This window comes from Pseudomonas sp. PB3P13 (assembly GCF_054897735.1).
Genome location: NZ_CM142702.1, coordinates 2,457,781 through 2,484,727 on the forward strand (window position 1 = coordinate 2,457,781; position 26,947 = coordinate 2,484,727).

General features: G+C 60.5%; 21 protein-coding genes and 2 pseudogenes. 15 read left to right on the forward strand and 8 right to left on the reverse strand.

Annotated features, from left to right (window positions below; all coding sequences use genetic code 11):
- Positions 1-178 precede the first annotated feature (178 nt).
- Both ACYZT1_RS11480 and ACYZT1_RS11485 read right to left on the reverse strand, forming a co-directional pair.
- The gene (locus tag ACYZT1_RS11480; RefSeq protein WP_462019018.1) at positions 179-1,216 is read right to left on the reverse strand and encodes an AraC family transcriptional regulator; all 1,038 of its coding nucleotides are present in this window, start codon (positions 1,214-1,216) and stop codon (positions 179-181) included.
- Between the two features lie 9 nt (positions 1,217-1,225).
- Positions 1,226-2,140 carry a GGDEF domain-containing protein gene (locus ACYZT1_RS11485; protein WP_462019019.1) on the reverse strand — a complete coding sequence of 305 codons (915 nt, stop codon included), beginning with the start codon at positions 2,138-2,140 and terminating at the stop codon, positions 1,226-1,228.
- Positions 2,141-2,562: 422 nt separating this feature from the next.
- Here ACYZT1_RS11485 and ACYZT1_RS11490 point away from each other — a divergent pair, with 422 nt between their 5' ends.
- The 6 genes from ACYZT1_RS11490 to ACYZT1_RS11515 all read left to right on the forward strand — a co-directional run bounded on the left by ACYZT1_RS11490 (position 2,563) and on the right by ACYZT1_RS11515 (position 10,457).
- Complete coding sequence (locus ACYZT1_RS11490) at positions 2,563-5,091, forward strand: TonB-dependent receptor (protein WP_462019020.1); 2,529 nt, start codon at positions 2,563-2,565, stop codon at positions 5,089-5,091.
- A gap of 96 nt (positions 5,092-5,187) precedes the next feature.
- Complete coding sequence (locus tag ACYZT1_RS11495; protein ID WP_462019227.1) at positions 5,188-7,047, forward strand: phytase; 1,860 nt, start codon at positions 5,188-5,190, stop codon at positions 7,045-7,047.
- Between the two features lie 94 nt (positions 7,048-7,141).
- On the forward strand, positions 7,142-7,843 hold the full coding sequence (gene tolQ / locus ACYZT1_RS11500; RefSeq protein ID WP_462019021.1) for a protein TolQ: 702 nt from the start codon (positions 7,142-7,144) through the stop codon (positions 7,841-7,843).
- A gap of 13 nt (positions 7,844-7,856) precedes the next feature.
- The gene (tolR, locus tag ACYZT1_RS11505) at positions 7,857-8,303 is read left to right on the forward strand and encodes a protein TolR (protein WP_462019022.1); all 447 of its coding nucleotides are present in this window, start codon (positions 7,857-7,859) and stop codon (positions 8,301-8,303) included.
- Entirely contained in the window at positions 8,300-9,118 is an 819-nt protein-coding gene (locus tag ACYZT1_RS11510; RefSeq protein ID WP_462019023.1) for an energy transducer TonB, read from the forward strand. The genes tolR and ACYZT1_RS11510 overlap by 4 nt, the downstream gene beginning before the upstream one ends.
- A 112-nt stretch (positions 9,119-9,230) precedes the next feature.
- Positions 9,231-10,457 carry an RtcB family protein gene (locus ACYZT1_RS11515; RefSeq protein WP_462019024.1) on the forward strand — a complete coding sequence of 409 codons (1,227 nt, stop codon included), beginning with the start codon at positions 9,231-9,233 and terminating at the stop codon, positions 10,455-10,457.
- A gap of 6 nt (positions 10,458-10,463) precedes the next feature.
- On the opposite strand, the gene ACYZT1_RS11520 is transcribed toward ACYZT1_RS11515, so the two are convergent.
- Positions 10,464-10,877, reverse strand: a complete 414-nt coding sequence (locus ACYZT1_RS11520) for a VOC family protein (protein WP_462019025.1) — start codon at positions 10,875-10,877, stop codon at positions 10,464-10,466.
- Between the two features lie 258 nt (positions 10,878-11,135).
- Between ACYZT1_RS11520 and ACYZT1_RS11525 the strand changes: the two are divergent.
- Positions 11,136-11,321: pseudogene (locus tag ACYZT1_RS11525) on the forward strand (ABC transporter ATP-binding protein); the annotation flags it as partial.
- Between the two features lie 30 nt (positions 11,322-11,351).
- On the opposite strand, the gene ACYZT1_RS11530 reads toward ACYZT1_RS11525, so the two are convergent.
- The 3 genes from ACYZT1_RS11530 to ACYZT1_RS11540 all read right to left on the reverse strand — a co-directional run bounded on the left by ACYZT1_RS11530 (position 11,352) and on the right by ACYZT1_RS11540 (position 14,341).
- Entirely contained in the window at positions 11,352-12,308 is a 957-nt protein-coding gene (locus ACYZT1_RS11530; RefSeq protein WP_462019026.1) for an alpha/beta hydrolase, read from the reverse strand.
- A gap of 153 nt (positions 12,309-12,461) precedes the next feature.
- The gene (locus ACYZT1_RS11535; RefSeq protein WP_462019027.1) at positions 12,462-13,460 is read right to left on the reverse strand and encodes an NAD(P)H-quinone oxidoreductase; all 999 of its coding nucleotides are present in this window, start codon (positions 13,458-13,460) and stop codon (positions 12,462-12,464) included.
- Between the two features lie 158 nt (positions 13,461-13,618).
- On the reverse strand, positions 13,619-14,341 hold the full coding sequence (locus ACYZT1_RS11540) for a pirin family protein (protein ID WP_462019028.1): 723 nt from the start codon (positions 14,339-14,341) through the stop codon (positions 13,619-13,621).
- Between the two features lie 216 nt (positions 14,342-14,557).
- Between ACYZT1_RS11540 and ACYZT1_RS11545 the strand changes: the two genes are divergently transcribed.
- On the forward strand, positions 14,558-15,508 hold the full coding sequence (locus tag ACYZT1_RS11545) for a GlxA family transcriptional regulator (RefSeq protein WP_462019029.1): 951 nt from the start codon (positions 14,558-14,560) through the stop codon (positions 15,506-15,508).
- 161 nt (positions 15,509-15,669) lie between these two features.
- Positions 15,670-17,154: an ATP-binding protein gene (locus tag ACYZT1_RS11550; RefSeq protein WP_462019030.1), complete on the forward strand. Its 1,485-nt coding sequence runs from the start codon at positions 15,670-15,672 to the stop codon at positions 17,152-17,154.
- Here the strand turns inward: ACYZT1_RS11550 and ACYZT1_RS11555 are convergent.
- Both ACYZT1_RS11555 and ACYZT1_RS11560 read right to left on the reverse strand, forming a co-directional pair.
- Positions 17,119-19,923 carry an ATP-binding protein gene (locus ACYZT1_RS11555; protein ID WP_462019031.1) on the reverse strand — a complete coding sequence of 935 codons (2,805 nt, stop codon included), beginning with the start codon at positions 19,921-19,923 and terminating at the stop codon, positions 17,119-17,121. The genes ACYZT1_RS11550 and ACYZT1_RS11555 overlap by 36 nt on opposite strands.
- Positions 19,924-20,114: 191 nt before the next feature.
- Positions 20,115-20,564 carry a helix-turn-helix domain-containing protein gene (locus tag ACYZT1_RS11560; RefSeq protein ID WP_462019032.1) on the reverse strand — a complete coding sequence of 150 codons (450 nt, stop codon included), beginning with the start codon at positions 20,562-20,564 and terminating at the stop codon, positions 20,115-20,117.
- Positions 20,565-20,729: 165 nt separating this feature from the next.
- Here ACYZT1_RS11560 and ACYZT1_RS11565 point away from each other — a divergent pair, with 165 nt between their 5' ends.
- The 6 genes and pseudogenes from ACYZT1_RS11565 (at position 20,730) to ACYZT1_RS11590 (ending at position 26,764) form a co-directional block, all read left to right on the forward strand.
- The gene (locus ACYZT1_RS11565; protein ID WP_462019033.1) at positions 20,730-21,656 is read left to right on the forward strand and encodes a LysR family transcriptional regulator; all 927 of its coding nucleotides are present in this window, start codon (positions 20,730-20,732) and stop codon (positions 21,654-21,656) included.
- 372 nt (positions 21,657-22,028) lie between these two features.
- Positions 22,029-22,097: pseudogene (locus tag ACYZT1_RS11570) on the forward strand (LysR family transcriptional regulator); the annotation flags it as partial.
- Positions 22,090-22,701, forward strand: a complete 612-nt coding sequence (locus ACYZT1_RS11575) for an antibiotic biosynthesis monooxygenase (RefSeq protein WP_462019034.1) — start codon at positions 22,090-22,092, stop codon at positions 22,699-22,701. The pseudogene ACYZT1_RS11570 and the gene ACYZT1_RS11575, both read left to right, overlap by 8 nt.
- Positions 22,698-24,536 (forward strand): amidohydrolase, encoded by a 1,839-nt coding sequence (locus ACYZT1_RS11580; protein ID WP_462019035.1) that lies wholly within the window; start codon positions 22,698-22,700, stop codon positions 24,534-24,536. Before ACYZT1_RS11575 ends, ACYZT1_RS11580 begins: the two co-directional genes overlap by 4 nt.
- Positions 24,537-24,605: 69 nt before the next feature.
- Positions 24,606-25,232 (forward strand): isochorismate family cysteine hydrolase YcaC, encoded by a 627-nt coding sequence (ycaC, locus tag ACYZT1_RS11585; RefSeq protein WP_462006554.1) that lies wholly within the window; start codon positions 24,606-24,608, stop codon positions 25,230-25,232.
- A gap of 107 nt (positions 25,233-25,339) precedes the next feature.
- Positions 25,340-26,764, forward strand: a complete 1,425-nt coding sequence (locus tag ACYZT1_RS11590) for an IS1182 family transposase (protein ID WP_462015231.1) — start codon at positions 25,340-25,342, stop codon at positions 26,762-26,764.
- Positions 26,765-26,947: the final 183 nt, after the last annotated feature.

Consider the following 26,947-nt stretch of genomic DNA (forward strand, 5'->3'; position numbering starts at 1 on the left):
TGGAGTCGTTATACGTTAATGAAAAATAGCTGCCGCGTCAGAATTTCGACGTTCCATGGCTGCTATGGACGGCCAGTGCAATCGCTAAGCCAGTCAGACCGGTCATTTTTAGCATGGGTTCCATGGGCCGACGAATGGCACTTCGACGCATTCTGCGTCCACTTTCTGGACTGAGTGGTCACCCCGAACTGAACAGCTGACGGATCAAATTCGGTGTGCTGCCGGTCCAGCGTTTGAACGATCTTCTGAAATTCGCCGCGTCGGTAAAACTCAGATAGTCCGCCACTTGTTCGTTGCTAAAGCCTTTGACCTGGTACAAGTACAGTGCCACGTGTTTGCGCACCCGATCCACTTGCTGCTGGAAACCCGTCTCGTGTTTGTGCAGTTTTCGCTTGAGGGTGGCGGGGCTCATGGCGAATGCCGACGCGACCTGCTCAAGGCTCGGCGCCTGGCGAATGTGGGTTTGCAGATAACGATAGAAGCAATCGACAAAGCTGACGGCAAAACCTAACTGCTCTATCTGCAGTTGAGCTTCCTGGCGCACAACCTGGCCGGCAGTGGCCGAGGCGCCGGGCCACGTCATCGCCAGGTATTCCCGAGGGATTCGCATGAAGTCCAGTGGGCGCCGGAACTGGGTGTGTTCACCCAGGTGCACCCAATACTGTTCGACATAACGCGGCTCGGCGTGGCTGAAACTGCATTCCCATGGCAGGCGCTGACCGCTGAGTGCGCGACTCATCGCGATCAGCGAGGTCATGCTCGCTTCCAGCAGAAAACGCCATTGTTCTGTCGCGCCGCAACTGTCCAGCCAATAGAGGTAGGCGTGCTTTTCATCGAGCACCAGCCGAGGCGCTGCCAGAGGGCTGAGCAGTGCCGGTTGCCGTACGAGGGTGTCGAGTGCCTGGTGCAGATTTTGCGCATGACGCAGGGCATGACTGGCCGGGCCGTAATGACCCGGCAACAAACGTTGGCCGAACAGGAAACTGCTGTCATCGGCATCCAGCAGGCGCCGACTGTTGCTGATCAGCCCGAGAAACTGCTGAGGGCTGAGGCGGGTCTGACCGGCCAGAATGTCCTCATGGAACAGCCCGGTGCCGCGTAGCAGGCGATGACTGTCGATGTCGCGGGACAACGCAAGATCGATCAGGGTTGCCGGTTGATAGTGGCCGGGAATGAAACGGCTGTCGTTCTCGTACCACGTCGTCTTAAGCGTCATGGGCGCGCCTCAGGCGGTTTTGGCCAGTGGTTGTTTGGCCCTGGCCAGCGCGAGGTTGAGGCGTTTGAGCAACGCATCCGGCGCCTCGTTGAGCGCCATGACCACCGCCGTGCTGGCGGACAACTGCACGCGCTCGCCGTGTTGGCGGGTTTTGTGCGCCAGGCTTTGCACGGCGTGTTGCAGCTCCAGCGCCAGCAGGCGTGCCTGGGTTTCGCCGGTATGGGGCAGCAGCACCACAAAACGGTCGCCGGCCAGTCGGCAGAGCAAGTCCTGACGGCGCAAATTGAGCAGCAGCAAATGACTGAGCGCCTGCAACACCGCGTCGCCTTCGGCATGCCCGAAGGATTGATTGATGGCAGTGAAGTTATCGACGTCCACCGCAAGCAATGACAGTGGCTGCTGGTGGCGTTGGCTGTCCTCCAGGCTGGCGATCAATTGACGCTTGAGGTAATCGGCACCGCCCAATGGCGTGACTTTGTCGAACAACCGATGTTCGCGGAAGAGCTTTTCGCGTTTTTCCATTTGTGTACCGATCGCCAGTTGTTCGCGGTGCCAGTGATAAATCCCGATGGTCAGCAAAATCATGCCCACCGGCATGGGGCCGGATTCCAGCCAGTGGTCCCAGGTGATGCTGTCGGGCAGGCGGATGAATTCGTCGAGGCTGTCGATCCACCAGGAAAAAAAGATCCCGCTCAAGCCCAGCGCCAGATAATTGGTGACGCGTCCGGCCGGGCGGCTTTTAAGTACCAGGCCCAGCCAGATCAGCGCCAGCAGCGCAGAACCGCCTTCGCCGACAATATCGAGCCAGATCCATTCGCTGACGCTTTTCAGTTCGCCGCAGGCCAGGTGCAACAGCAATCCGGCGTTGGCCGCCAGCAACAGCGTGGCGAGTTTCCAACGATGGGGTTTGAGCACTGAGCACATGTCTGCGGGTCCTTTGAAGTAAAGCGATGCGCGTCAGCACAGCAGATGTTTGTGACAGTGGGGTGACGAGGCGGGGAGGTCGAATCAGCTCGCGGCGCAACGTTATTTTTCTGCCTGGTGAAACTGTGGCGAGGGGGTTTACCCCCGTTCGGTCGCGTAGCGGCCGCCACCGCGGGTTTGACGGGGAGCGCTTCGCACTCCAACGGGGGTAAACCCCCTCGCCACAAAAATCCCTCTCCACAAAGTCAGCGCTCGGCTCAGGTCATTTCAGCTCATTTGCCCGCTTCAACCTACGCAAAACCCTGTTTTGAAGGCTTCGCGCCCATTGCCTGTCACAGAACGGTCATCCGTCGACCCTAGCTTGCGCTTCCAGTTGCCGGGTCTCTTGCCTGGCGTTAGCGGATTTGCGGGGGAGAACATTCATGTACAAGCGCAGCAGCAGCGCAGGCGTGCTCGGGTTCACGCTGACCGCTTTGACCCTGGCCATTGTCAGTGAACGCTTGAGCGCGGCCGACGCCGTCGCGAACACAGAGCATGTCGAAGTGGTCGGGCAAGCGGCGAGCATCGACCAAGCGCTCAAGGAACAGCGCAGTTCCGACAGCATCAAGAGCGTGGTGCACGCTGACGGCATGGCCCAGTTGCCGGACGAAAACGTCGCCGAAGCGGTGCAGCGCCTGCCGGGTGTCAGCGTTGAGCGGGATCAGGGGGAAGGGCGGTTTGTCAGCGTGCGGGGGCTGGGCCCGGACCTTAACAGCGTGACCATCAACGGCACGCTGGTGCCATCGCCGGAGAGCGAGCGCCGCGCCGTCGCGCTGGATGTGTTGCCCTCGGAACTGGTGCAGTCGCTGTCGGTGATCAAAACCCTGACGCCCGACATGGACGCCAACTCGCTGGGCGGCACCGTCGACGTCAAAAGTCTTTCCGCGTTCGACCACAAGGGCCTGTTCTACACCGGAAGCAGCGAGGCCAGTTACGACAAGAACACCCACCAGACCAGCCCGAAATTTTCCGGCGCCGCGAGCGACCGCTTCAGCCTTGGCGACGGCATCGACAACTTCGGCGTGGCGGCCGCGCTGAGCTGGCAGAAACGCGATTTTGGTTCCGACAACGTGGAAACCGGCGGCGCCTGGGATTTTGATCAAGGCGCGCGACTGCAGGAATTCGAACAACGCGATTACGACATCAGCCGCGAACGCGCCGGCGGTGGGCTGAATTTCGATTACAAACCCGACGACCTCAGCAGCTATTACCTGCGCACGCTTTACAGCCGCTACAAGGACAGCGAAACCCGTAACGCCGCGGGCTTCGAATTCGCTGATCCACAAGCCGCAGGTGAGGTCGGCGATGCCGAAGTTTCACGCAAACTCAAACAACGCGAAGAGACTCAGGAGATTCAGTCTTACGTACTCGGTGGCGAGCGCATGTTTGGCCTGTGGACGCTCAGCGGTCAGGCCGGTTACAGCCAATCCAGTGAGGACAGTCCGGGTCATATCGCCAATGCCGCGTTTACCGGCATCGATGATTTGGCCGACAGCGGTTTCTACGACAACGATACGCCGCGACCGATCGTAAGTCAGACGTTCTATAACCCGAGCAGTTTCAGCCTCGACAAGGTTGACTGGGAGAAACAGAACACCACCGACACCGAGAAAAACCTGCGCCTGGACCTGGCCCGCGACTATGACCTCGGCGGCTATGCGTCCCAGGTCAAATTCGGCGGCAAGGTCAGCCGGCGCAACAAGGACAACGATCTCGAAGCCTGGGCCTATGAAGACTTCGACGATCTGGGTTTCAGCGATGACCAGCTCAACCTGTCGGGCTTTCAGAAAGGCAGCGTCGACTACCGCCTCGGCCGGTTTGGCCCGGGTATCAGTGGCAGTGCGATCAAGCAACTGCTCGGCGGGCTGAACCGGGCAGATTTTTACGACGAGACCGAATCCCGGGTCAACGATTTCAAGATCAGCGAAGACATCAACGCCAGCTATCTGATGAACACCGTCGACGTCGACGACTGGCGCTTCATTGCCGGCATGCGCTACGAGGGCACCGAATTCGAAGCGAAGGGCACCGGCGCCACCGACGGCGAGTTCCAGGCCACCGACACCAAACGTCGTTATCACCATTGGCTGCCGGGTCTGCATGCGCGCTATCAGCTGGATAAAAACACCCAGGTCCGCGCCGCGTGGACCAAGTCCGTGGTGCGCCCGACCTTCGGCCAACTGGCGCCGGGGTTTGTGATCGACGATGACGAAGCCACCTTCGGTAACCCGGATCTCAAGCCGCTGGAGTCGAGCAACCTGGACCTCGGCATCGAGCATTACATGGGGCGCGCCGGCACGGTGTCGGCATTCGTCTTCTATAAGGACATCAAGAACTTCGTCTACAACACCGACCTCGCCGGCACTGGCGCCTGGGCCGATTTCGCCGAGGCGCACACGTTCGCCAACGGTGACAGCGCCAAGCTGTATGGCCTGGAACTGGCCTACTCGCAAAAATTCGACTGGTTGCCAGCGCCGTGGAATGGCGTGCTGATCGGCGCCAATACCACCTTCAGCCGTTCGGATGCCGAGATCGAAGGCTTTGACGCCGCCAGTGGCATCAACCGTAAACGCAGCATCGATTTGCCCAATCAGTCCGACACGGTCGGCAACCTGATGCTTGGTTGGGAAGACGACACGTTGAGCCTGCGTCTGTCCGCCAATTACAAGTCCGACTACCTCTATGAGTTGGCCTCGATCAACGACAAGGCCCACGACTCGCACGTGGATGCGCAGACCTTCGTCGATTTCAGCGCCCGTTATTCGCTGAGCAGAAACCTGCAAGTCAGCTTCGAGGCGCAGAACCTCACCGACGAGTCGTATTTCGTCTACACCGGCCACCGTTCCTACAACGGGCAATTCGAAGAATACGGCCCGACCTACAAGCTTGGCCTGACATTTACTCACTTCTAAGCTTTCCGGGGCCGCGGCCTCACGACAAGGATTTGCCTGTTCATGAGCACTTCATTTCTACCCGCGCGCCACTGCGTTGGCGCAGCGATCTGCCTGATGGCGGCTCAGGCGCTGGCGGCCGCACCGAGTCTGACACTCACGCCCTGGGCGGCGAACCTGACGGTCGACGCCGTCGCGTTTCTGCCGGCTGAATCGGCCAGCGAACGCCTCGCCGCCAGCGAGCGCGACGGCTTGCTGCTGCTCGATGCACAAGGTCGCGAATTGTCGCGATTGCCGGGCTCTTTCAGTGGTATCGATAGCCGCGCTGCGGGCCGGCACGCTGTCGTGGCCAGCCTCGACAATGCCCGGCAACAGGCGCTGATCGTGAGTCTCGATCCCGGCGGACGTACCTGGGGAACGCCCGTTTACCTGCCGACGCGGGACTACCCGGTCGACGGCTTGTGCCTGTACCGCGACGACGCCAGCAACCTGTTTGTGTTCCTGGTGGGCGAGGAGGGCAAAGGTGAGCAATGGCTGGTGGGCAGTGGTTCGACGCTGAACCCGCAGCCGCAACGCGTGCGCGCATTGCCGTTGCCACCGTCGGCCAGCGATTGTCGGGTCGACGACGGGGCCAATCAGTTGATCGTCAACGAACAGAATGTCGGCTGGTGGGCGTACCCGGCGCATCCCGAAGCCGACGTCACGCGTACACCGGTGGCCATGCGCGAACCGTTCGGCACGATCAAACAGTCTGCGGGCGCCGTGGCGCTGGTGCCAGGTGGCATCGTCGCGCTCGATCCGCAAGCCGCGCAGTTGCATCTTTATCAGCAGCAGGGCGAAAGCTGGACGGCGCAGGCAGTGTTGCCATTGCCCGGCCTCAAGGAAGCTGAAACCCTCGCCGTGCGGCCGACTGCCAAAGGCTTGCAGGTACTGATGCGCGACGATGATGACGGTCGTCTGTATCAAGGCGACATTGACTGGCGGGCCAGACCGCAGCCATTGGCGCCGGTGCTGGCGAGTGTCAAGCCGCTCGGCCAGAGCGATCCGGTCGGTCGCCAGGGCGATGCGGCAGACGACCCGGCGATCTGGATTCACCCGCAGCAACCGGCGCTGAGCCGGGTGTTGGGCACCAATAAAAAGCAGGGGCTGCTGGCCTACGATCTGCAAGGCAAGTTGCTCCAGGAGTTGCCGGTCGGGCGTCTGAACAACGTTGATGTGCGCCCCCATTTCAAACTCGGCGAGCAGACTGTCGACCTCGCTGTGGCGAGCAATCGCGATCGCAACAGTCTCAGTGTGTTCAGTATCGATCGTCAAAGTGGTGAGCTGCGCGAGGCCGGCGAGATTGCGACGCCGCTCAGGGAAATCTACGGCATCTGCCTGTTTCAGCCGGCGAGTGGCGAACTCTACGCGATCGCTAACGGCAAGGACGGCACCTTCCTGCAATATCGCTTGAGCGCGCCCAACGGCAGCGTGCGCGGCGAGCTGGTGCGGCAGTTCAAAGTTGCCAGCCAGCCTGAAGGCTGTGTCGCCGATGACCAGCGGCAGCGCTTGTTTCTCGGCGAAGAAGATGTCGGCGTGTGGGCGGTGGACGCCCGTGCCGATCAGCCGGCGACGTTGGCGAGCGTGATCAAGGTCGGGCCGCAACTGCATGCGGATGTGGAAGGGCTGGCGCTGTATCAAAGCGCGACCCGCGATTATCTGGTGATTTCGAGCCAAGGCAACGACAGCTATCTGCTGCTGGATGCCGAGCCACCGTTCGCTCCCCGCGGGGCATTTCGAGTCGGTTTGAATGCCGACCTGGGCATCGACGGCGCCTCGGAAACCGATGGCCTGGAAGTCACCTCCACGAACCTCGGTGGGCCCTGGAACCAAGGCATGCTGGTGGTGCAGGACGGCCGCAAACGCATGCCCGAACAAACCCAGAACTTCAAGTTCGTGCCATGGGCCGAGGTCAGCAAAGCCTTGCAACTGCCTTGATCCGGACCGTCATCAACCTGTCATCCGTTTTTCATCGAATAGCTCAAAGGCCGTCGCGCATTGACGGCCCGAGCGCCAGACAAGGAGTTTCACCATGCAGGCCACGCTTGAACACATGACTATCTGGGGCTTGATCAGTGACGCCAGTCTGCTGGTCAAAGCCGTCATGCTGACCCTGTTGCTGGCGTCACTGCTCAGCTGGTTTCTGATCATCCAGCGCAGCCGCGTTTTGCACCGTCAGGAACGGCAGATGCGCGATTTTGTGCAGCGTTTTCGTAGCGCTCCGGACCTGCAGCCGCTGTACCGCGAAACAGCCGAATGTGTGAGTGGTGTGGAACCGATTTTTCACGCCGGGTTGCTTGAGTTCAGCCATTTGCAGCAGCGCTCCGGCAACGGCGCCGACGTGGTGCAACAAGGTGTCGAGCGCGCGTTGTACGTGGCCATCAGCGAGCAGGAAGTGCAGCTGGAAAAGGGTTTGCAGGTTCTCGCCACGGTCGGTTCGGTCAGCCCCTATATCGGCCTGTTCGGCACCGTGTGGGGGATCATGAATTCCTTTCTCGGCCTGTCTCAGGTGCAGCAGGCCACGTTGTCCACCGTGGCGCCGGGCATTGCCGAAGCGCTGATCGCCACGGCCATCGGCCTGTTTGCGGCGATTCCGGCGGTGATTGCCTACAACCGGTTTTCTTCGCGCAGCCAGACGTTGCTCACGCGCTATTACGCCTTTGGCAATGAGCTTCAGGTGCGACTGCATCGCACCTTGCACGGCGCGCCATTGAACCTGGCGGCGGCCGCCTGAAAGGAGCATCGACATGCTGATCAAACCGCAACGCAAGCACGGGCCCAAGGCCGAAATGAACGTGGTGCCGTACATTGATGTGATGCTGGTTCTGTTGGTGATTTTCATGGTCACCGCACCGATGCTCACGCAGGGCGTGAAGATCGAACTGCCCAAAGTCGCCAGCGAGGCGCTGGCCACTGACAGCCGACAGCAGATTCTCACGTTGTCGGTGAAATCCGAGGGTGGTTATTACTGGAATCTGGGCAGCGATCTCGATACCCAACATCAAACCGACAGCGCCGTGACGCTTGACGATATGCGGGCCAAGGTGACGCAAGTGGTTGCCGAGCGGCGGGACACGCAGGTGTACATTCGTGCCGACAAGGACGCCGGATACGGCAGCGTCATCGCGGCCATGGCCGCGTTGCAGCAGGGCGGCGTCACCCATCTCGGGCTGGTGACCGAGGCGCCGCAATGACCGCGATGATCATGCACGGGTCAGCCGCGACGTGGCATGGAAGTCTTCGCAACGGCTTCTGGCAGAACGGTCTGGCTGCGGGTCTGGCAGTCGCGCTGCACGCAGTCGTGTTGGTGCTGCTGGTGCACGGCTGGTCGGTGGATCCACCGCCCGCCGCGCAACCTGCGGTGTTGAGAACGCAGTTGGTGATGCTGCCACCGGCGCTCGAGCCAGCACCTGCTCCGGTGTCGGCAACGCCCGAGCCCGCGCCCGCATCGGTGCAACCGGCACCCGCGCCCGAGCCGGTGATTGCGGCCCCGGTCAAACCCGCTGTCGATCCGCACATTCAGGCGCAAAAGCTTGAGCAGGCGGTGTTGGCGCGCAAGCGTGTCGACGACAAAAAACGCGAGCTGCACGCCGAGCAACAGCGTCAGGCGTCGGAACAACGTTCCCGTGAAGCGCAAGCCGAGCAGCAACGCCTCGCCCAGCAGCAGGCGCAGCAGGCAGAGCAGGCGCGGCAGAGCGCCGAACGCGCGCGTCAGCAAGCCGCACAAAACGCTGCCAGCAGTCGCCAATATCTGCCGTTGAGCAAGCAAGCACCGGACTACCCGCAGCGGGCGCTGGACAAAAATCTCGAAGGCGATTGCACCGTTGAATACACCGTCAACCCGCAAGGCAAAGTCGAAAACCCGAAGGTGCTCGATGGCTGCCATCCGCTGTTCATGCGTCCTTCGCTGGCCGCTGCCAATACCTTTCGTTATCAGCCCAAAGTGGTGGATGGACAAGTCGTCGCGGTGCCGTCGGTGCGCAATACGTTTCACTATCGGATCAAGTGAGGCGTACCGGCCAAGCAGTGCTTTTTCCGATCCGCGTCCGGTGCTATAACTTCCTTGAGCGCAGTGCGAACCTGGGCACACCGCCGGTTCGGCCAACGGAAAAGAGTCGATTATGCAGCAGCAAAACTTCCAGCTACTGGAAGTCGCCAAGGGCAAGCCGATCAAGCTGTGGACCGAAGGCGTCCCGGTAGAGCCCGAAGCCCGACAGCAGTTGATGAACACCGCGAGGATGCCGTTCATCTTCAAACACCTGGCCGTGATGCCCGACGTGCATTTAGGCAAGGGCTCGACCATCGGCAGCGTCATTCCAACCCTGGGCGCGATCATTCCGGCTGCGGTCGGCGTCGACATCGGCTGCGGAATGATCGCCGCGCGCACCTCGCTGACGGCCAGCGATTTGCCGGAGAACTTGCACGACTTGCGCTGCGCCATCGAAAAAGCCGTGCCCCATGGCCGGACCTTGACCCGTTCGAAGCGCGACGAGGGCGCCTGGAACGATGTTCCCCAGCAGGCCGATCAGGCCTGGGGCGCGCTGGCTCCGCGCTTCAAGTTGATCACCGCGAAATACCCGAAACTGGCCAGCACCAACAATCGCGCGCATTTGGGGACATTGGGCAGCGGCAATCATTTCATCGAGGTGTGCCTGGATGAAGCCGACCGCGTCTGGTTCATGTTGCACAGCGGTTCCCGTGGTGTCGGCAATGCCATCGGCAACCTGTTCATTCAATTGGCCCAAGCCGATATGCGTCAGCACATCGCCAATCTGCCGGACCGTGACCTGGCGTATTTCAAGGAGGGCAGTCGCCACTTTGATGACTACGTGGAGGCGGTGAACTGGGCGCAGGACTTTGCGCGGCAGAACCGGGCGTTGATGATGCAAGCGGTGATTCACGCTAGCCGCAAGGTGATCGGAAAGCCGTTCGATGTGGCGCTGGAGGCGGTGAACTGCCACCACAATTACGTGCAGAAAGAGCGGCATTTTGGCGAAGACGTCTTTATTACTCGCAAAGGCGCGGTCTCGGCCAGAAAGGGCGAGTTGGGGATTATTCCGGGATCGATGGGCGCAAAAAGCTTCATTGTGCGCGGCCTGGGCAACGAGCAATCGTTTTGCTCCTGCAGCCACGGCGCCGGCCGCACCATGAGCCGCACCAAGGCGAAAAGCCTGTTCACGGTGCAGGATCAGATCCGCGCCACCGCCCACGTCGAGTGCCGCAAAGACGCTGCGGTGATCGATGAAATTCCGATGGCGTACAAGGACATAGAACGCGTCATGCACGCCCAGCGCGATCTGGTGGAAGTGCTGCACACATTGCGTCAGGTGGTGTGCGTGAAGGGCTGATCCGTCCTACTGATCCTTTTCGCAATTGACCATCCACGACACACCAAACCGGTCCACCAGCATGCCGAAACGTGCGGCCCAGAACGTCGCTTCCAGTGGCATTTGCACACTGCCATCTTCCGACAGCGCCGCGAATACCCGTTCCGCTTCGGTAATGCTGTCGACATTCAGCGAGATCGAACAACCGGCCATGTCATCCGTGGGGCGGTCCGGCGTGGTGTCCGACCCCATGATGGTCTGCTCACCCACCGACAGTGAGGTGTGGATAATCAGGTTGTGCAGGTCGGCCGGAAAATGCTCGCGTGCAGGGCTTTCACCGAACGTCATCATGACGTCGATCTGCCCCTCCAGGGCTTGAGCGTAAAAGGTGAAAGCGGTTTTGCAGTCGCCGTTGAAGATGAGGTAGGGGTTGATCCTCATGATGTCCTCCCTTTTTGAAGCAGGCCATGGGGCTGATCCGCCGCCGGCGCTGCAGTGACTGGATTACTCAGCAAAGCGTTAGGGGGCGGGTTTGGCAAATATTGGTTAGACGGTTTTTTTATAGGGACAGCGTGTCTTATGGCTCCATTTGGCGACGCGTTGACTCACATGATCCAGTCCGGTCGGACTAGACGTATGTCCCGAAAAAAGGCGGCGCTACCGCAGGCCCCCGCACCGGTGGCTGGTTGAAGTAACATGGCGGTGCCGGTATTTTTTGCCGAGGCATATTTCTCCGGCGATGCCTTCAGATTGTTCACCCGGCGCGCACCGGACAGTCGCCAGTAGAACTACATTGAAACGCTGCTTTCCCACGAGGGCTATGTCAAAGAGGTGAAGCTGTTCGGCTTCGCGCCCCTGCTGTTGCAACGTTATGCGCAGCTGTTCAGCCTGCAGGCCACAGGTTATCGATAGGGTTCAGGATTGCCGGGCAGTACGGATCACGGTCGGCCCGGCCATCTGTGCCGGTCTGGCTTTCATCAAACTTTCCAGCGCCTGGCGATACTGGCTGTTGCCCAGGCTCATGCTGTTGTTGTGCGTCGCGCCCGGCACCAGCAACAGGCGTTTGGGTTCGTTGGCGGCATTGAACAGCTGCTGACTGAAGCGTGAAGGCATGAACTGATCCGCCAGACCATGCACCACCAGCAGCGGCATGTCGATGTCGACGATCTTGTCGATCGAATCGAATTTCTGCGACAGCAACCAGCGCACAGGCAGCCATTTTACCGGCAGCTTGCTTTCGGCCACTTGCGCCACCGCATCTCCCAGCGTTGTGAACGTGGACTCGATCACCAGGCCACGCACCGGTACTGCAATGTTGTCCTTTTTTGCCTGGGCGGCGAGATCGGCCGCCAGATCGACGGCCACCGCGCCGCCCAGTGAATGGCCATAGATGAGGCGTTTGCTGGCGTCGGGTTGCATCTGCGAGAAGCGCTCCCAGGCCACTCGTGCGTCCTCGTAAACACTGGCCTCCGACGGCAGATCGCCTTTGCTCCGGCCAAAACCGCGATAGTCGATGGCCAGCACCGAATAACCCATGGCGCGCAGTTGCTCGATACGGAACGCCTGGCCAGTGAGGTTCCAGCGCACGCCGTGCAGATAGAGGATCGACGGCGCATCGCGGCGCGCAGACGGCCACCACCAGGCATGCAGGTTTTGCCCGGCCTTGAAACTGGCGGGTTTGATGTCGAATTCCTGAACATCGTTGGGCAGACCGCGATACCAGCGTGCCGTGCCCGGTTCGATGCGAAACAGCAGCTCGCGCTCTGTTTGCTCCAGCACGCCACAACCCACGGGCAGGCCGACGATCAGCGCGGCCATGCACGTCAGCGTCAGCCAGTGTCGGCGCATGCGGGTGAGGAGGGGAAGGGGCATCGGGCTATTTACCGGTGAATGACTGGAGTCCGGTTTTTAACAGATGCGTGGCAGGGGCGGGAATAATTGCGACAGCCGTGTGTTTTTCGGGCCGCTTCGCAGCCCCAAATTGGCAAAGCTGCCACGCTCAAGCTCCCCGCCAAATACAAACAGTCAATCCACTTTCAAAACAATCTTGCCGATGTGATCACCGGCTTCCATCCGGGAATGCGCCTGCGCGGCATCCGCCAGCGGGAAGATCTTGTCGATGATCGGCAGGCAGCGTCCGGCGGCGAGCACTGGCCAGACGTACTCGCGCAGTTGCTCGGCAATCGAGGCCTTTTCTTCGCGCGTGCGCGAGCGCATCAGCGAACCGGTGATCGTTGCGCGTTTGCCCAGAATCGCCATCAGGTCAACGTCCTTGGCATGTGCACCGCCGAGAAAGCCGAGCATTACCAGGCGCCCGTCCATTCCCAGCGCCGCGATGTTTTGATTCAGGTACGAGCCGCCCATGATGTCGAGGATGACATTGACGCCCTTGCCGGCGGTTTTTTCCTGCAGCACCTCGACAAAATTTTCATCGCGATAGTTGATCGCTTCGGCGCCCAACTGACGGATCGCCGCGCATTTTTCTTCGCTGCCCGCCGTGGCGAACGTCTTGACGCCGAATTCGCGGCACAACATCAACGCGGTGGTGCCGATGCCGCTGGTCCCACCATGAATCAATGCGCGCTGGCCTTTATTGGCGCCGCCGATGTCGAACAGATTCGCCCACACCGTGAAAAAGGTTTCCGGGACGGCCGCCGCTTGTACCCACTCCATGCCGTCAGGAATCGGCAGGGTCTGGCTGGCCGGCGCGACGCAATATTGCGCGTAGCCGCCGCCATTGGTCAGTGCGCAGACGCGGTCGCCGACAATGAATTCACTGACGTCTTTACCGATCGCCACCACTTCACCGGCCACTTCCAGGCCGGGGATCGGGCTCATGCCCGGTTTCATCGGATACTTGCCGGTACGCTGGATCACGTCGGGGCGATTGACCCCGGCGGCGTGGACACGAATCAGCACATCGCCCGCACCGGCGACGGGCAGCGGTTCCTGGCGCGGCTTGAGCACCTCGGGCCCGCCAGGTTCGGTGATTTCAATCAGGGTCATGGTTTGGGGCAGAGTCATTTCGCAATCCTGTTGTGATGCGTTCAATTAACTGGGACCACGCAATGTCGCAGTCGATCAAAAGATCGCAGGCTTCGCTCGACAGCTCCTGCAGAAATTGCCAAATCCCCATAGGAGCTGTCGAGCGAAGCGAGCCTGCGATCTTTTGATCTCCCACATTAAGGCATTTCCGGCAATTCCTGCGGACGCAAATCAAACACCAGCACTTCGGCATCCACACCATTGCTCAACGTCAAAACCTGTTCCTGCCGCAGGCGCACACCGTCGCCTTCCTGCAACTGCACGCCGTTGAGGTCGACGCTGCCCCGTGCGACATGCACGTAGGCATAGCGATTGGCCGCCAGTTCGAGCGTGGCGCTCTCCTTGCCGTCGATCAGCGCGGCATACACCCGCGCATCCTGGCGCACTTTCAGCGAACCGTTGGCGCCGTCGGGCGAAATGATCAGCTGCAAACGCCCACGTTTCTTCTGCGTGCTGAAATGCTCCTGCTGATAACGCGGCTTGGCGCCGCTGATGTCCGGCACGATCCAGATTTGCAGAAAATGCACCGGTCGCGTTGCCGAATGGTTGTACTCGCTGTGGGCCACGCCGCTGCCGGCACTCATGAGTTGCACATCGCCGGGGCGAATCACCGAGCCGGTGCCCAGCGTATCTTTATGTTCCAGTGCGCCTTCCAGCACGTAGGAAAAAATTTCCATGTCGCGGTGCGGGTGCTGACCGAAACCTTTACCCGCCGCCACACGGTCGTCGTTGATCACCAACAGATCGGAAAAACCCTGTTCTTTTGGATTGCGGTAGTTGGCGAAAGAAAAAGTGTGGAACGACTTCAACCAACCGTGATTGGCGGCACCGCGATCAGAGGCTTTGCGCAGAGTCAGCATGATGAAATCTCCTGTGGGGGACGTTGATTCGTCCGAGTGAGGAGAAGGTTAATGGTTACCGGTGGAAGCAATAAGGAGGCGGAAATTGAAATACTGTCCTGATCAGGTTGACAGTGAGCGGTCTGCAACCAAGCCCTGTGTTTTCAGCGATAATGCCGGCATCCCCCTTGCACAGAGCCGGCGTTCAGCCTTTTTGACTTCAGTGATTTCGCATTCATGAAAACCGTAGCCATGGTGGTGTTCCCCGACTTTCTGCTGCTCGACATGGCCGGGCCGATGGAGGTGTTTTCCATCGCCAATCGATATCTGGCCCCGGGCGAGCATTACCAACTATTGACCATCGCCACCGAGCCCGGCCCGCTGCGTGCCTCAAACGGCGTCAACGTGCAGGCCGATCTGCATATCGATCAGGCGACCGGGCGTTATGACTTGCTGCTGGTACCCGGCGGACCCGGCGCCTACAACGAACGACACCCGCCGCTACTGCGCTGGTTGCAGACTGCGGTCAAACGCTCCGGCTGTTACGGCTCAATCTGCACCGGCGCCTTCGTGCTCGGGCATGCCGGCTTGCTCGACGGTTACCGCGTCACCACGCACTGGCATTACACCGAGCGCCTGATCAAGGGTTTCCCCAAGGCCAGCGTCGAAACCGACCAGATCTATGTGCAGGACCGCAACCTGATCACGTCCGGCGGGGTCACCGCCGGCATCGATCTGGCGCTGTGGGTAGTTGCCCGGGACCATGGGAAAAAAGTTGCCCAGGACGTGGCCAAAGTGTTGCTGGTGGTGATGAAGCGCCAGGGAGGACAAGCGCAATTCAGTCCGTTGACGGCCGCGGTGGCCCCTCACGAAACGCCGGTCACGCGGGTGCAGAATTACCTGCTCGAACACCTCGATGAAACGTTTACGATTGAGCGCATGGCCGGTCTGGTGACCATGAGCACCCGTCATTTTGCGAGGGTTTTCGCTCGGGAAGTGAACATGACGCCCATGGAATTTCTTCAGAGCGCGCGCATCGATTGCGCAAGAAACCTGTTGGAAACCAGTGACTTGCCACTCAAGACCGTGGCCTTTAAAAGTGGCTTTGGCAGTGTCCGGCACATGCGCTTTCTGTTCAGTGAAAAGCTCGGTCTGACCCCCACCCAGTACCGCCAACAGTTCAGTTAAGGCAGTTTTGTCCGTTGCGCGCACCGTGATGGCCGCTACGCTCCCAATGTGGCAGTTGTGCCGTCATCATGGCCTGCCAAGATAGCCCTGTACTCTTTGCATTGGAGATGCGCGAGCCTGGCGCAAGCGACAGCGGCCCGGGTTTGCGTACGTGAGCACGCATGAACAGTGTCACTCATTTGAACAGCGCAGCCGTGCTGCAATTCGGCCCCTACGTGTTTCACCCACGACAACGGTTGATCCTCGAGGGTGATCGGCCGTTGCTGATGGGTGGCCGGGCGCTGGATATTTTGCAGGTGCTGGTACAGCGCGCCGGCAGTGTCGTCAGCAAGCAAGAGTTGATCGCCGAGGTCTGGCCGACGTCTGTGGTCGAAGAGAACAACCTGCGCGTACACATCGCGGCGCTGCGTCGCACGTTGGGCGACGGGCATAACGGCGCGCGCTACATCGTCAATATTCCCCAGCGCGGTTACAGCTTTATCGCGGCGGTCCAGCAGGTGTCAGCGAACACCCCGGACTTGCTGACGCCCGCGCAGAAGCCGCAACACAATCTGCCCGCACGCCTCACCCCGGTGATCGGTCGCGATTGCATTGTCGGCGACCTGGTTCGACAGTTGCCGGCCCGGCGCCTGATGACCCTGATCGGCCCCTGCGGTATCGGCAAGACCACCGTGGCGTTGCGGGTCGCGGAGTTGCTCCTGCAACATTTTCGGGAGGGTGTCTGGCTGATCGATTTCGCCGGGATCGATGATCCTGCGCACGTCGTGGATCATGTAACGCGCACCCTCAAACTGGCAATCGACACCACGTTGCAAGTGGTGCGGCAACGGCATGCCCTGCTGGTGCTGGACAATTGTGAACACCTGCTGGAAAGCTGCGGGGCGCTGGTCGAGGACTTGCTCGAGAATGCGCCGCGCCTGTCGATCCTGGTCACCAGTCGCGAGCCGCTCAGGGTCGAGGGGGAAACCGTACAGCGTTTACCTTTGCTGACGGTGCCACCGGCGTCGGCGTTGCACAGTGTCGCCGAGGTGATGGGGTATTCGGCGGTGCAGTTGTTGGTCAGCCGCGCGCGAAACCATCAGCATGGCTTTACCCTGCGCGAACAGGATCTGAAAGCGGTAAGGGAAATCTGTCGACGACTCGATGGCTTGCCACTTGCGATTGAGCTGGCCGCTTCGCACATCGACGCGCTGGCGCTGGTGGGCTTGCAGGCGCAACTCGACAACTGTTCTCAATTGCTGACCCTTGGCCGCCGCACCGCAGTGCCGCGCCACCAGACCCTGAAAGCGGCGCTGGACTGGAGCTACGAGCGGCTGAGCCTGATTGAGCAAACGGTGTTGCAGCGCCTGGCTGTCTTCAAAAGGGCTTTTACTCTAGAGGCGGCGATCGACGTGATCGGTTGCTCGATGCTGTCGCCTGCAGGTGTGGCTGAAGCGTTGCAAAGTCTCGCGCTCAAATCGCTGCTGGCGCTGGAACAAGGCAGTGGTTTGGCCCGTTATCGGCTTCTTAACACCACCCGCACCTATGCGCTGGAAAAGCTTGAAAACAGCAGTGGCCTGCGTGAATTCGAGAGGCGTTACGCCCACTACATCAGCCGGGCGCGCCGGATCTCAAACGGGCAAATGGCTCTGCAACCCGTCGAGTAGCTGCCGGCCTTTCATCACGTCCGGCGTGGTAAAGCCCTCGGTGAACCGGTCGCAGACCGGCGCCAGCACCGCATGAGCGTGCCCGTGACGACCCTGACGCTGCAACAGCTGCGCGAGCGACGTTGCGCTGCGCAGTTCCCACGCCAGCGCGCCCTGGATTTTGGCCACATCGAGCGCTCTGATCAGCAGCGCTTCGGCCGCCGACAATGAGCTCGGGCACTCACCCTTCGACAATGCTTCGGCCCTGGCGCGGAGGATTTCTGCAGTGCTCCAGCCCGCTGTTCCGGTGTCCGCCCGTTGCACTAAATCATCATCGACAAACGCGGTATCGAGCGTGACCATCAGGTCTTTGATCAGCCCGCCCTTCGGCCTGCGCGGCGCCTGCACGCCAGCCTGGTCGATCACCTGCGCATATTGGCGAGCCCAGGTATAGAACAGCAGTACCGAGTGTTTCTGTGCTTGTTCGAGTAGCAGGCGCAGCAGATCGCGGGCTGTTTGCGTGTCACCGTTGTAGTGGGCGATCAGGCAGCCGGCCAGCGCCAGGGTGTAGCAGATGGACGTGCCGTGGTTGATCTGAATCGCGATGTCCAGCGCCTGCCGGGCGGTCCGCCAGGCCTGTTCCGGCTGGCCCTGCAGCCAGAGGATGCGCGCCAGAATCGTCAGCGCTGCAACGCTTTGATCGTATTGCACGCCAAAACCATGGGTGAAGCGGTTGAGGTGGCCGCTCTGGGCCAAGCGCTGAAGGACCTGTTCGGCATTTTCCCGCGCGCCCGGTTGATCCCCGTAGAAGTGCAATGCCAGGACGCGCAGACGCTGCGTGCTGAGGCTCAGCAGTGCATCGCCCTGCAGCCCCAATCGGTCGAATTGCTGGCTTTGTTCGAGCGCCGTCCGGTAGTCCGCGCAGCTGAGGGTCACCGCTATGTGGCCGGATAGCGCACGCAGTTGGCCCGCCACGTCATCGCATTCGCGGGCCAGGTGACTGGCGCTGACGAAAGCTTCAACAGTCTCTGCAGTGCCGCCCTGGGTGTGGTAACAGGAGCTGCCGAGCGCCAGCTTCAGGGCAATCCGCAATTGAGGGCAGGGCGTGGGTGATGCATCGAGCAGCGACAATGCCTTGCGCACATAACCGCCGTGTTCCTTGAGCAGTGAAAGTTCCTGCCACAACGGTGCCGAGGTCGCTGCCAGGTGGATCGCCAATGCCTGCGGGCCATCCGCGCTCAAGCCCCAGTCGAGCGCCGAGCGAATGTCTTCGAGGCTGCGAGCATAGCGTTCGAGCCACACCGCTGCGGGGATCTGCTCCCAATTGAGCTGTGCCTGCCGCATCATCACCAGGCAACGTTCAGCGTGACGTTGGCGGGTGTCTGTCAGCTCGGTGCTCTGTTCGAGCTTCTCGAGGGCATAGCGGCGCGTGGTATCGAGCAAGCGGTAAAACACTTGTTCCTCGCCGACCTCCACGTTCAGCAGCGACTTGGCCACCAGTTGCGTGATCGATCCGAACACTTCACCCGGGTCGATGTGCTCGCCGATGATCACGGCCGCAGCAGACTCCAGCGTGAATCCGCTGCTGAACACGCCCAACCGGCGCAAGCAGGTCTGCTCGCAAGTGCTGAGCAGGGCAAAGCTCCAATCGAGCGTGGCGCGTAATGTCTGGTGTCGGCCAAGGGCGGTTTGCGTGCCCTGGGGGGGCAGGCCGAAACAGCCTTGCAGCTGCGCCAGCACGCCGTTCAAGCCAAGGCTGCCGACTTGCGCGGCAGCCAGTTCAAGCGCAAGTGGAATGCCATCCAGACGACGGCAGATTTCGATGGCGTGGGGCAGCGCATCATCGGTCAGTTCAAAGCGTTCATGGCTGGCCATGGCGCGTTCGACGAACAATTGCAGCGCTGAAAATTTCAGGGCATGAGCACGGTCCAGTACCGCAAACGGCGGCGGGCACTCCAGCGAATCCAGGCGCTGCACGAATTCGCCCTCGGCGCGCAAACTCTCGCGACTGGTGGCGAGAATATGCACCTGTGGCGCGGCGCGCAGGATGCTTTCGCTGAGCAGCGCGATGGCGTCGATCAGGTGTTCACAATTATCGATCACCAGCAGCATGTGCCGGTCGTGCAGCGCGGTCGGCAGATAGCCGGGCGGTTCGGCGTCGTGCAGGGAAAGTTCGAGCAAATTGGCCAGGTGCACAGTGATCATCGAAGGATCGCTGACAGGCGCAAGGTCCAGCAAGCGAATGCCGTCCCGGTAGTGGCCGATCAACTCTTCAGCGACGCGCAGGGCGACGGTGGTTTTGCCGATGCCCCCCGGACCGACCAGGGTGATGAAACGCTGCCGCGCGAGCTGCACGACGAGGTTGTCGATCAGCCCTTTGCGGCCAATCATGCGCGTGCGGCGAACCGGCAGATTGTGGCCATCCGAATTGGCGGCTTTGCCCTCAGGCTGTTGCTCAATGTGCTCGACGAAGAAGGGCGCGACAAAGCTGTAGCCGCGCTGCGCCACGGTGACGATGTAGCGCTGGCCCGCCTGGCCGTCGCCGAGGGCTTTGCGCAGCGCGGCCATGTGTACGCGCAGGTTGATGTCCTCGACCACGCTGTTGGGCCAGACCCCGGCGATCAGCTCCTGTTTGCTCACCACGTTTCCGGCCTGTGCCAGCAGGATCAACAGGATGTCCATGGCGCGGCGGCTCAGGCGCAGCGGCTGATCGGCTTCCATTATCAGCCGTTGTCCCGGGTAGATCCGATAGGGGCCGAAATGAATGGCCGGGGCGGGGGAAAGGGTCAACGGGTCACTCCTGCTGGCATCCGTCTAATTCGCAGTTCACGGGCATATTCCGCAGGTTTTTGCATCAGCGCAATCGACAATTTACAACGTACGGGCCCTCAGGCCTGCAGGAGCCTGGCTTGCCAGCGATGGCGTTTTCAAAATCGCCATCCCCGGCTGGGTGGCTACTGCGGGGTTTTGTGTTTGTTCGATCACATACACAGGCTGGTGGCCTGGAGGCTTTCTGCCGGGGCGGGGCTCAGGCGTGGGCGAACGGCGCGGCAGCGCCACGCAAACGGGTTAATGCCTTCGCTGCGGGTAAAGATGTGGCAGAAATGCGCCTGGTCGCAGAAACCGCATTCGAGGCTGATTTGCGTGAGGCTGAGGTCGGTGCTGCGGATCAGTTGTTTGGCGCGGGCAATGCGTTGGTGGCGGATCCAGTCTTGCGGCGACAGGCCAGTGCTGCATTTGAAAGCTCGAGAGAAATGACTGCGGGACAGGGCGCAGGCGCTCGCCAGTTCGGCGACTTCGATGGTCTCGCCGAGACGATCGAGGATCAGTTGCTTGGCCAGGCTCTCGCGCCACGGAGCAAGGCCGCCGGTGCTTTTCTTGCGCGTTTGAGTGGCTGCCGCGCGCACGACGTTTTGCTGAAAATAAGCCATGGGCAATGTCCGTATGGGTGGTTTGCATTCTTGGCTGCGCGGCTCTGGCCTGCGAGTTAAACGTTGTTAATTCCTCAGGTGGGGTGAGCGCAGCTGACTAAAGTCAGACACAATCGCAGCCCGGCTGACTGGCTGGACGCACACAAACACAAGGGAGCCGAGTCTATGAACCGTAACGATTTGCGCCGCGTTGACATGAACCTGTTGGTGATTTTCGAGGCTTTGATGTTCGAGAAAAACCTGACACGGGTGGCCGAAAAACTGTTCATGGGCCAACCGGCGGTGAGTGCAGCGTTAGGGCGACTGCGCGATCTGTTCGACGATCCGTTGTTGCTGCGTAACGGTCGCGGCATGGAGCCAACGGCGCGGGCGCTGGCCATCCTCAAGGAATTGCAGCCGGCGATGGACGTTATTTCCGGTGCGGTCAGCCGGGCCAAGGAGTTCGATCCGACCACCAGCTGCGATGTGTTTCGCATCGGCTTGTCGGACGACGCTGAGTTCGGTTTGTTTCCGCCGTTGTTGACGCAACTGCGCGAGGAGGCGCCGGGCATTATCGTGGTGGTGCGTCGGGCCAATTATCTGCTGATGCCGGCGTTGCTGGCGTCCGGTGAGATTTCGGTAGGGGTGAGTTACACCACGGATTTGCCGGCGAACGCCAAGCGCAAGACCCTGCGCGATATTCCTTGCAAGGTGCTGCGCGGTGACAAACGGCCGGGGCCGCTGACGCTGGATGAATACTGTGAGCGGCCGCACGCGATGGTGTCGTTCTCCGGTGATTTGAGCGGCAATATCGATCTGGACCTGGCGAAGATCGGGCGCAGTCGTCGGGTGGTGTTGGGCGTGCCGCAGTTCAGTGGGTTGCGTGCGTTGCTGGCCGGGACCGAGATGATCGCCACGGTGCCGGATTATGCGGCGTGTGCGCTGGTTGAGGGGTGTGCGTTGCGGGCGGAGGATCCGCCGTTTCCGATCGAGGCAGCGCAGTTGTCGATGGCCTGGAGCGGGGTGCATGACAATGATCCGGCGGAGCGCTGGTTGCGTGGGCGGATCGCGCAGTTCATGTCGGCGCCTTTGCAGGTTTCCGTGCGCGGCTAACCCGGCATCCATGCCGGGTTGCCCACTGCGCAGAACCTGCACTCAGCCTTCCGAGGGCATGCCGAGCCACAGCGAGGCACCGAATGGAGGGGCAAGAGCCTTTTGGTTACTTTGGGGCTCTTTTCCAAAGTGACTCGCCGTCAGGGCGAAACCAATAGCAGCCCCAACCGCAGCAACGGATATGTACACCCTCAAAACAGAAATCGCCCAAGACAAAGCCATCGCGAGCAAGCTCGGCTCAGGTTTTGCGTACGCCGGGCGGAACCATCCGGGCGATCCTAAGCTTCCCCCCGCAAAACAGCACGTACATCCAATTTCCCCAACCCTCATCCCCGGCACTATCAAACCATTCCCGGCGCACCCTTGCCGGTGGTTTTTATCGCCGGGCCGGGACGGCTGGCGCTCAATGTCCGTTTCGCCGGAGCTTTGCGTTATGCCTGATTCCAACAACCCCGAGCACGCCAAACGAGGCTTCGAGGAAGTCGTGACCCTGGTCATCAAACACCGGGTCAAGGCCGGTTTTGAAGTGCCCTACGAAGTCTGGTTGCGCAACATCGTCAGCATTGCCGGGCAGCAGGACGGGCACTTGGGTGTCGACGTGATGCGCGGTAAAAGCGCCGGCCTCGACCTGTACACCTGCGTGCTGCGCTTTTGCTCCACCGAGGCGATGCAGCGCTGGCTCGATTCACCGCAGCGACAGGCGTTGGTCAACGAGGCCGCGCCGATGCTGGCGGATGGCGACCAGACCGAAGTCAACCCGGTCAACGAGTTCTGGTTCGCCCCGGCCGAAGCCGGTTCACCGCCACCGCCGCGCTGGAAGCAGGCAGTCGTGACGCTGTTGGTGATTCTGCCGCACACGCTGCTGGTGCCGTTGCTCTGGGGGCCGTTGCTGCAACTGCATGCTTTTCTCTCCAACTACGTGGTCGCGACGTTCCTGATCACGCTGACCATCGTGGTCTCGGTGGTGTACCTGTTCATGCCATTGGCGACGCGCCTGTTCGCGCCCTGGCTGTCTCCCTCCACTCAGCCTAAGGAAACGCGATGAACGCCGACCTGATTTTATTCAATGGCCAATTTCATACCGTTGACCGGGAAAACCCGCGCGCCAGCGCCGTCGCGATCAGCGAGGGTCGCTTTGTCGCCGTCGGCACCGATGCCGACGCCATGGCCTTGCGCGGTTCCGGCACTCAGGTCATCGACCTCAAGGGCCGCTGCGTCATCCCTGGCCTCAACGATTCGCACCTGCATTTGATCCGTGGCGGGTTGAACTACAACCTCGAACTGCGCTGGGAAGGCGTGCCGTCCGTGGTCGATGCGTTGCGCATGCTCAAGGATCAGGCCGACCGCACGCCCACGCCGCAATGGGTGCGGGTGGTGGGTGGCTGGAACGAATTCCAGTTCGCTGAAAAGCGCATGCCGACCCTTGAAGAACTCAACCAGGCAGCGCCCGATACGCCGGTGTTCGTCCTGCATTTGTACGACCGCGCCTTGCTCAACCGCGCAGCCCTGCGAGTCGCTGGCTACACACGCAATACGCCGAACCCGCCGGGCGGCGAGATCGTGCGCGACAGCAACGGCGAGCCGACCGGCATGCTGGTCGCCCGGCCCAACGCGATGATTTTGTACTCGACGCTGGCCAAGGGGCCGAAGTTGCCACTGGAATATCAGGTCAACTCCACTCGCCAGTTCATGCGTGAACTCAATCGCCTCGGCCTGACCAGCGCCATTGATGCCGGCGGCGGTTTCCAGAATTATCCGGACGATTATCAGGTGATCGAGCAGTTGGCCAAGGACCAGCAGTTGACCGTCCGCATCGCCTACAACCTGTTCACCCAGAAGCCGAAAGAAGAACTCACCGACTTCAAGAACTGGACCAGCAGCGTCACCCTGCATCAAGGCGACGATTACTTGCGCCACAACGGTGCCGGGGAAATGCTGGTGTTTTCCGCAGCGGATTTCGAGGACTTTCTCGAACCACGTCCGGACCTGCCGCAAACCATGGAAGACGAGCTGGAGCCGGTGGTGCGCCACCTCGTCGAGCAGCGCTGGCCCTTCCGTTTGCACGCCACCTACAACGAATCCATCAGCCGCATGCTCGATGTGTTCGAGAAGGTCAACCGCGACATCCCGTTCAACGGTCTGCCGTGGTTTTTCGATCACGCCGAAACCATCACCCCGCAGAACATCGAGCGGGTGAGGGCGTTGGGCGGCGGCATCGCGATTCAGGACCGCATGGCGTTTCAGGGTGAATATTTTGTCGAGCGTTACGGCGCCAAAGCGGCCGAAGCGACGCCGCCGATCAAGCGCATGCTTGCCGAAGGTGTACCGGTCGGCGCCGGCACCGATGCAACCCGGGTGTCCAGCTACAATCCATGGACTTCGTTGTACTGGATGGTCAGCGGCCGCACGGTCGGCGGGCTGGAGCTGCACAGCGAAGGGCTGTCGCGCCAGACCGCGCTGGAGCTGTTCACTCACGGCAGCGCCTGGTTCTCATCGGAACAGGGCAAGAAAGGCATGATCAAGGTCGGTCAGTTGGCTGACCTCGCGGCCCTGAGCGCGGATTTTTTCAGCGTCGACGAAGAAGCGATCAAGTGGATCGAGTCGCTGTTGACCGTGGTCGGCGGCAAGGTGGTGTACGCCGCCGGTGATTTTGAAAAGCTCGGCCCGGCCAGCGTGCCGGTGCTGCCGGACTGGTCGCCGGTGGTCAAGGTGCCGGGTCACTGGCGTCCGGCCTCGCCGATGCAGGCGCAGGTCCACCATTGCAGCGGTCCCTGTGGCGTGCACGCGCACAGCCATGACCGGGCGCGATTGTCGAACGCGCCAGTGAGTGATTTTGCCGGTTTCTGGGGCGCCTTTGGCTGCTCGTGTTTTGCCTTCTGATGAACATGTAAAAGCGCCGGACGCACGTGCCGGCGCTGTCGGCGACAACCACCCCTCGAGGAGTTTCACATGAGCAACGTACCGTACAAACGCCTGAACAAAGACGACGCAGTGGTGCTGTTGGTTGACCACCAGACGGGTCTGATCTCGCTGGTTCAGGATTTCTCGCCCAACGAATTCAAGAACAACGTACTGGCCCTGGGCGACGTGGCCAAGTTTTTCAAACTGCCGACCATCCTCACCACCAGTTTCGAAAACGGTCCGAACGGCCCGATGGTCCCCGAGTTGAAAGAGCAGTTTCCCGACGCGCCGTACATTCCGCGTCCAGGCCAGATCAACGCCTGGGACAACGAAGATTTCGTCAAAGCGGTAAAAGCCACCGGCCGCAAGCAACTGATCATCGCCGGTGTGGTGACTGACGTTTGCGTGACGTTCCCGACCCTGTCGGCACTGGCCGAAGGTTTTGACGTGTTTGTGGTCACCGACGCCTCGGGCACGTTTAACGAGACCGTGCAGCAGGCAGCCTGGGCGCGCATGGCGGCGGCCGGTGCCCAACTGGTCAACTGGTTTTCGGTAGCCTGTGAGCTGCAGGGCGACTGGCGCAACGACATGGAAGGCCTGGCAAACCTGCTGTCGCCGCGCATTCCAAACTACCGCAACCTGATGAACAGCTACTCGGTACTGAGCGCGAAATAAGTAACGTCACAAAAAATGCCCGCCAAATGTCAGGCTGTGTGAAAACCTAGCAATCTGCCGCCGGGTTTAAGAAAATGCCCGTATCGCAAGATACGGGCATTTTTCTTATGCGCTACATCCAAGGTGAAGATCGTACGCAGGGCACTCTGTTTCCAGTCTCACTGGACGAACTCATTCCCGAAGACCATCTGGTTCGGGTGATCGAGGCGTACATTTCTCTGCTGGACCTTGAGCAACTCGGGTTCGACAAAGCTGCTCCCAAAGCAACCGGGCGCCCTTCGTACCATCCCGGCGACCTGCTTAAACTCTATCTTTACGGCTATTTCCAACAAATTCGATCCTCCAGGCGGCTGGAAGCGGAGTGTCAGCGCAACGTCGAGGTCATGTGGATGTTGGGCCGATTAGCTCCGGACTTTAAAACCATCGCCGACTTCCGGCGCGACAACAGCGCAGCTTTTGTCGCGACATGCCGTGCGTTTGTTCGATTTTGTCGGGGAGCCGGCCTGATTGCTGGCGAGTTGGTGGCCATCGATGGCAGCAAGTTCCAGGCCGTGGCTTCGAACCGAAAACAGATCACCCCTAAAAAGCTCCAACAGCGCGAGGCAAAGCTCGACAAGCGTATTGCGCACTATCTGGCTCAGCTTGATGAAGCTGATCGCGGCGAGCACAAAGAAGCTATTGATCGTTCTGCTGTGCAGACGGCGCTTGAGAAACTGAAGATAAAAAAGGCCAATAACCAGACCTGCCAAGTGCTGATGCAAGCTCAAGGTCTGGTGCAGCATGTGGTGGGTGAGTCCGACGCGCAAAAAATGCGCACCCCTTCAGGCTCGCGTATTTCCTATAACGTTCAAAGTGCGGTTGACGCAAAACACTGCCTGATCGTGCACCATGAAGTGACTCAGGAAGGAACCGATAACCGCCAACTGGAGCCGATGGCCAAGGCTACCCAAGAGGCGCTGGAGCAGGCCAAACTCAGTGTCGTTGCTGATGCGGGTTACTCCAACGGCAGTCAATTCCAGGCATGTGAAGACGCTGGCATCACTCCCTATGTCCCGCCAAACCGAGCCGTTAATACCAAGGGTGATGAAGAGCAAAACTTTGATCGCACACTCTTCCATTACCACGAAGAAAGTGACAACTATCAATGCCCAAACGGCAAGATACTCACGCTTAAAGCCCTCAACAAAGGAGACCGGGTCTATCACGCCGCCGTCGACGACTGCACTGTTTGTCCGCTGAAAAACCGATGTACCAAGGCCGAACGCCGATACGTCACGCGTCATGCCCACGAAGCCGCATTTGAACGAATGGAACGGCGCATGAAAGCCAATCGAGACATGATGAGCCAGCGGCGATCTATCGTTGAGCATCCGTTTGGGAACCTGAAGCAATGGTCTATGGGCAACGCCAGGTTTTTACTGCGTCAACTGAAAGGCGCTCGAACGGAAATGGCGCTTGCGATACAAACGTACAACCTGAAAAGAGCCATAAACGTGCTGGGTGTGCGGCGAATGATGGAATTGATGGGCTGAAAAGCCCTTTTTGCTTTTCAAAACCGGAAAAGCAAATGCCCCGACAAGTCGGGGCATTTGCTTTTGACCGGCACAGGCTGCGTTTTCACACAGCCTGAAATGTGCGGGCATTTTTTTCATTGTCTCAAGGTGATGGGAGTCCCTGTGGCGAGGGGGCTTGCCCCCGTCAGAGTGCGTAGCACT

What these genes read in the sequence shown, in the direction of transcription:
- ACYZT1_RS11495 (WP_462019227.1), top strand. Translation starts at nt 5,188, where the DNA reads ATGGCGGCTCAGGCGCTGGCGGCCGCACCGAGTCTGACACTCACGCCC.
- ycaC (WP_462006554.1), top strand. Translation starts at nt 24,606, where the DNA reads ATGAGCAACGTACCGTACAAACGCCTGAACAAAGACGACGCAGTGGTG.
- ACYZT1_RS11485 (WP_462019019.1), bottom strand. Translation starts at nt 2,140, where the DNA reads ATGTGCTCAGTGCTCAAACCCCATCGTTGGAAACTCGCCACGCTGTTG.
- ACYZT1_RS11575 (WP_462019034.1), top strand. Translation starts at nt 22,090, where the DNA reads ATGCCTGATTCCAACAACCCCGAGCACGCCAAACGAGGCTTCGAGGAA.
- ACYZT1_RS11580 (WP_462019035.1), top strand. Translation starts at nt 22,698, where the DNA reads ATGAACGCCGACCTGATTTTATTCAATGGCCAATTTCATACCGTTGAC.
- ACYZT1_RS11490 (WP_462019020.1), top strand. Translation starts at nt 2,563, where the DNA reads ATGTACAAGCGCAGCAGCAGCGCAGGCGTGCTCGGGTTCACGCTGACC.
- tolR (WP_462019022.1), top strand. Translation starts at nt 7,857, where the DNA reads ATGCTGATCAAACCGCAACGCAAGCACGGGCCCAAGGCCGAAATGAAC.
- ACYZT1_RS11515 (WP_462019024.1), top strand. Translation starts at nt 9,231, where the DNA reads ATGCAGCAGCAAAACTTCCAGCTACTGGAAGTCGCCAAGGGCAAGCCG.
- ACYZT1_RS11480 (WP_462019018.1), bottom strand. Translation starts at nt 1,216, where the DNA reads ATGACGCTTAAGACGACGTGGTACGAGAACGACAGCCGTTTCATTCCC.
- ACYZT1_RS11590 (WP_462015231.1), top strand. Translation starts at nt 25,340, where the DNA reads ATGCGCTACATCCAAGGTGAAGATCGTACGCAGGGCACTCTGTTTCCA.
- ACYZT1_RS11540 (WP_462019028.1), bottom strand. Translation starts at nt 14,341, where the DNA reads ATGCTGACTCTGCGCAAAGCCTCTGATCGCGGTGCCGCCAATCACGGT.
- ACYZT1_RS11535 (WP_462019027.1), bottom strand. Translation starts at nt 13,460, where the DNA reads ATGACTCTGCCCCAAACCATGACCCTGATTGAAATCACCGAACCTGGC.
- ACYZT1_RS11565 (WP_462019033.1), top strand. Translation starts at nt 20,730, where the DNA reads ATGAACCGTAACGATTTGCGCCGCGTTGACATGAACCTGTTGGTGATT.
- ACYZT1_RS11545 (WP_462019029.1), top strand. Translation starts at nt 14,558, where the DNA reads ATGAAAACCGTAGCCATGGTGGTGTTCCCCGACTTTCTGCTGCTCGAC.
- tolQ (WP_462019021.1), top strand. Translation starts at nt 7,142, where the DNA reads ATGCAGGCCACGCTTGAACACATGACTATCTGGGGCTTGATCAGTGAC.
- ACYZT1_RS11530 (WP_462019026.1), bottom strand. Translation starts at nt 12,308, where the DNA reads ATGCCCCTTCCCCTCCTCACCCGCATGCGCCGACACTGGCTGACGCTG.
- ACYZT1_RS11520 (WP_462019025.1), bottom strand. Translation starts at nt 10,877, where the DNA reads ATGAGGATCAACCCCTACCTCATCTTCAACGGCGACTGCAAAACCGCT.
- ACYZT1_RS11510 (WP_462019023.1), top strand. Translation starts at nt 8,300, where the DNA reads ATGACCGCGATGATCATGCACGGGTCAGCCGCGACGTGGCATGGAAGT.
- ACYZT1_RS11560 (WP_462019032.1), bottom strand. Translation starts at nt 20,564, where the DNA reads ATGGCTTATTTTCAGCAAAACGTCGTGCGCGCGGCAGCCACTCAAACG.
- ACYZT1_RS11550 (WP_462019030.1), top strand. Translation starts at nt 15,670, where the DNA reads ATGAACAGTGTCACTCATTTGAACAGCGCAGCCGTGCTGCAATTCGGC.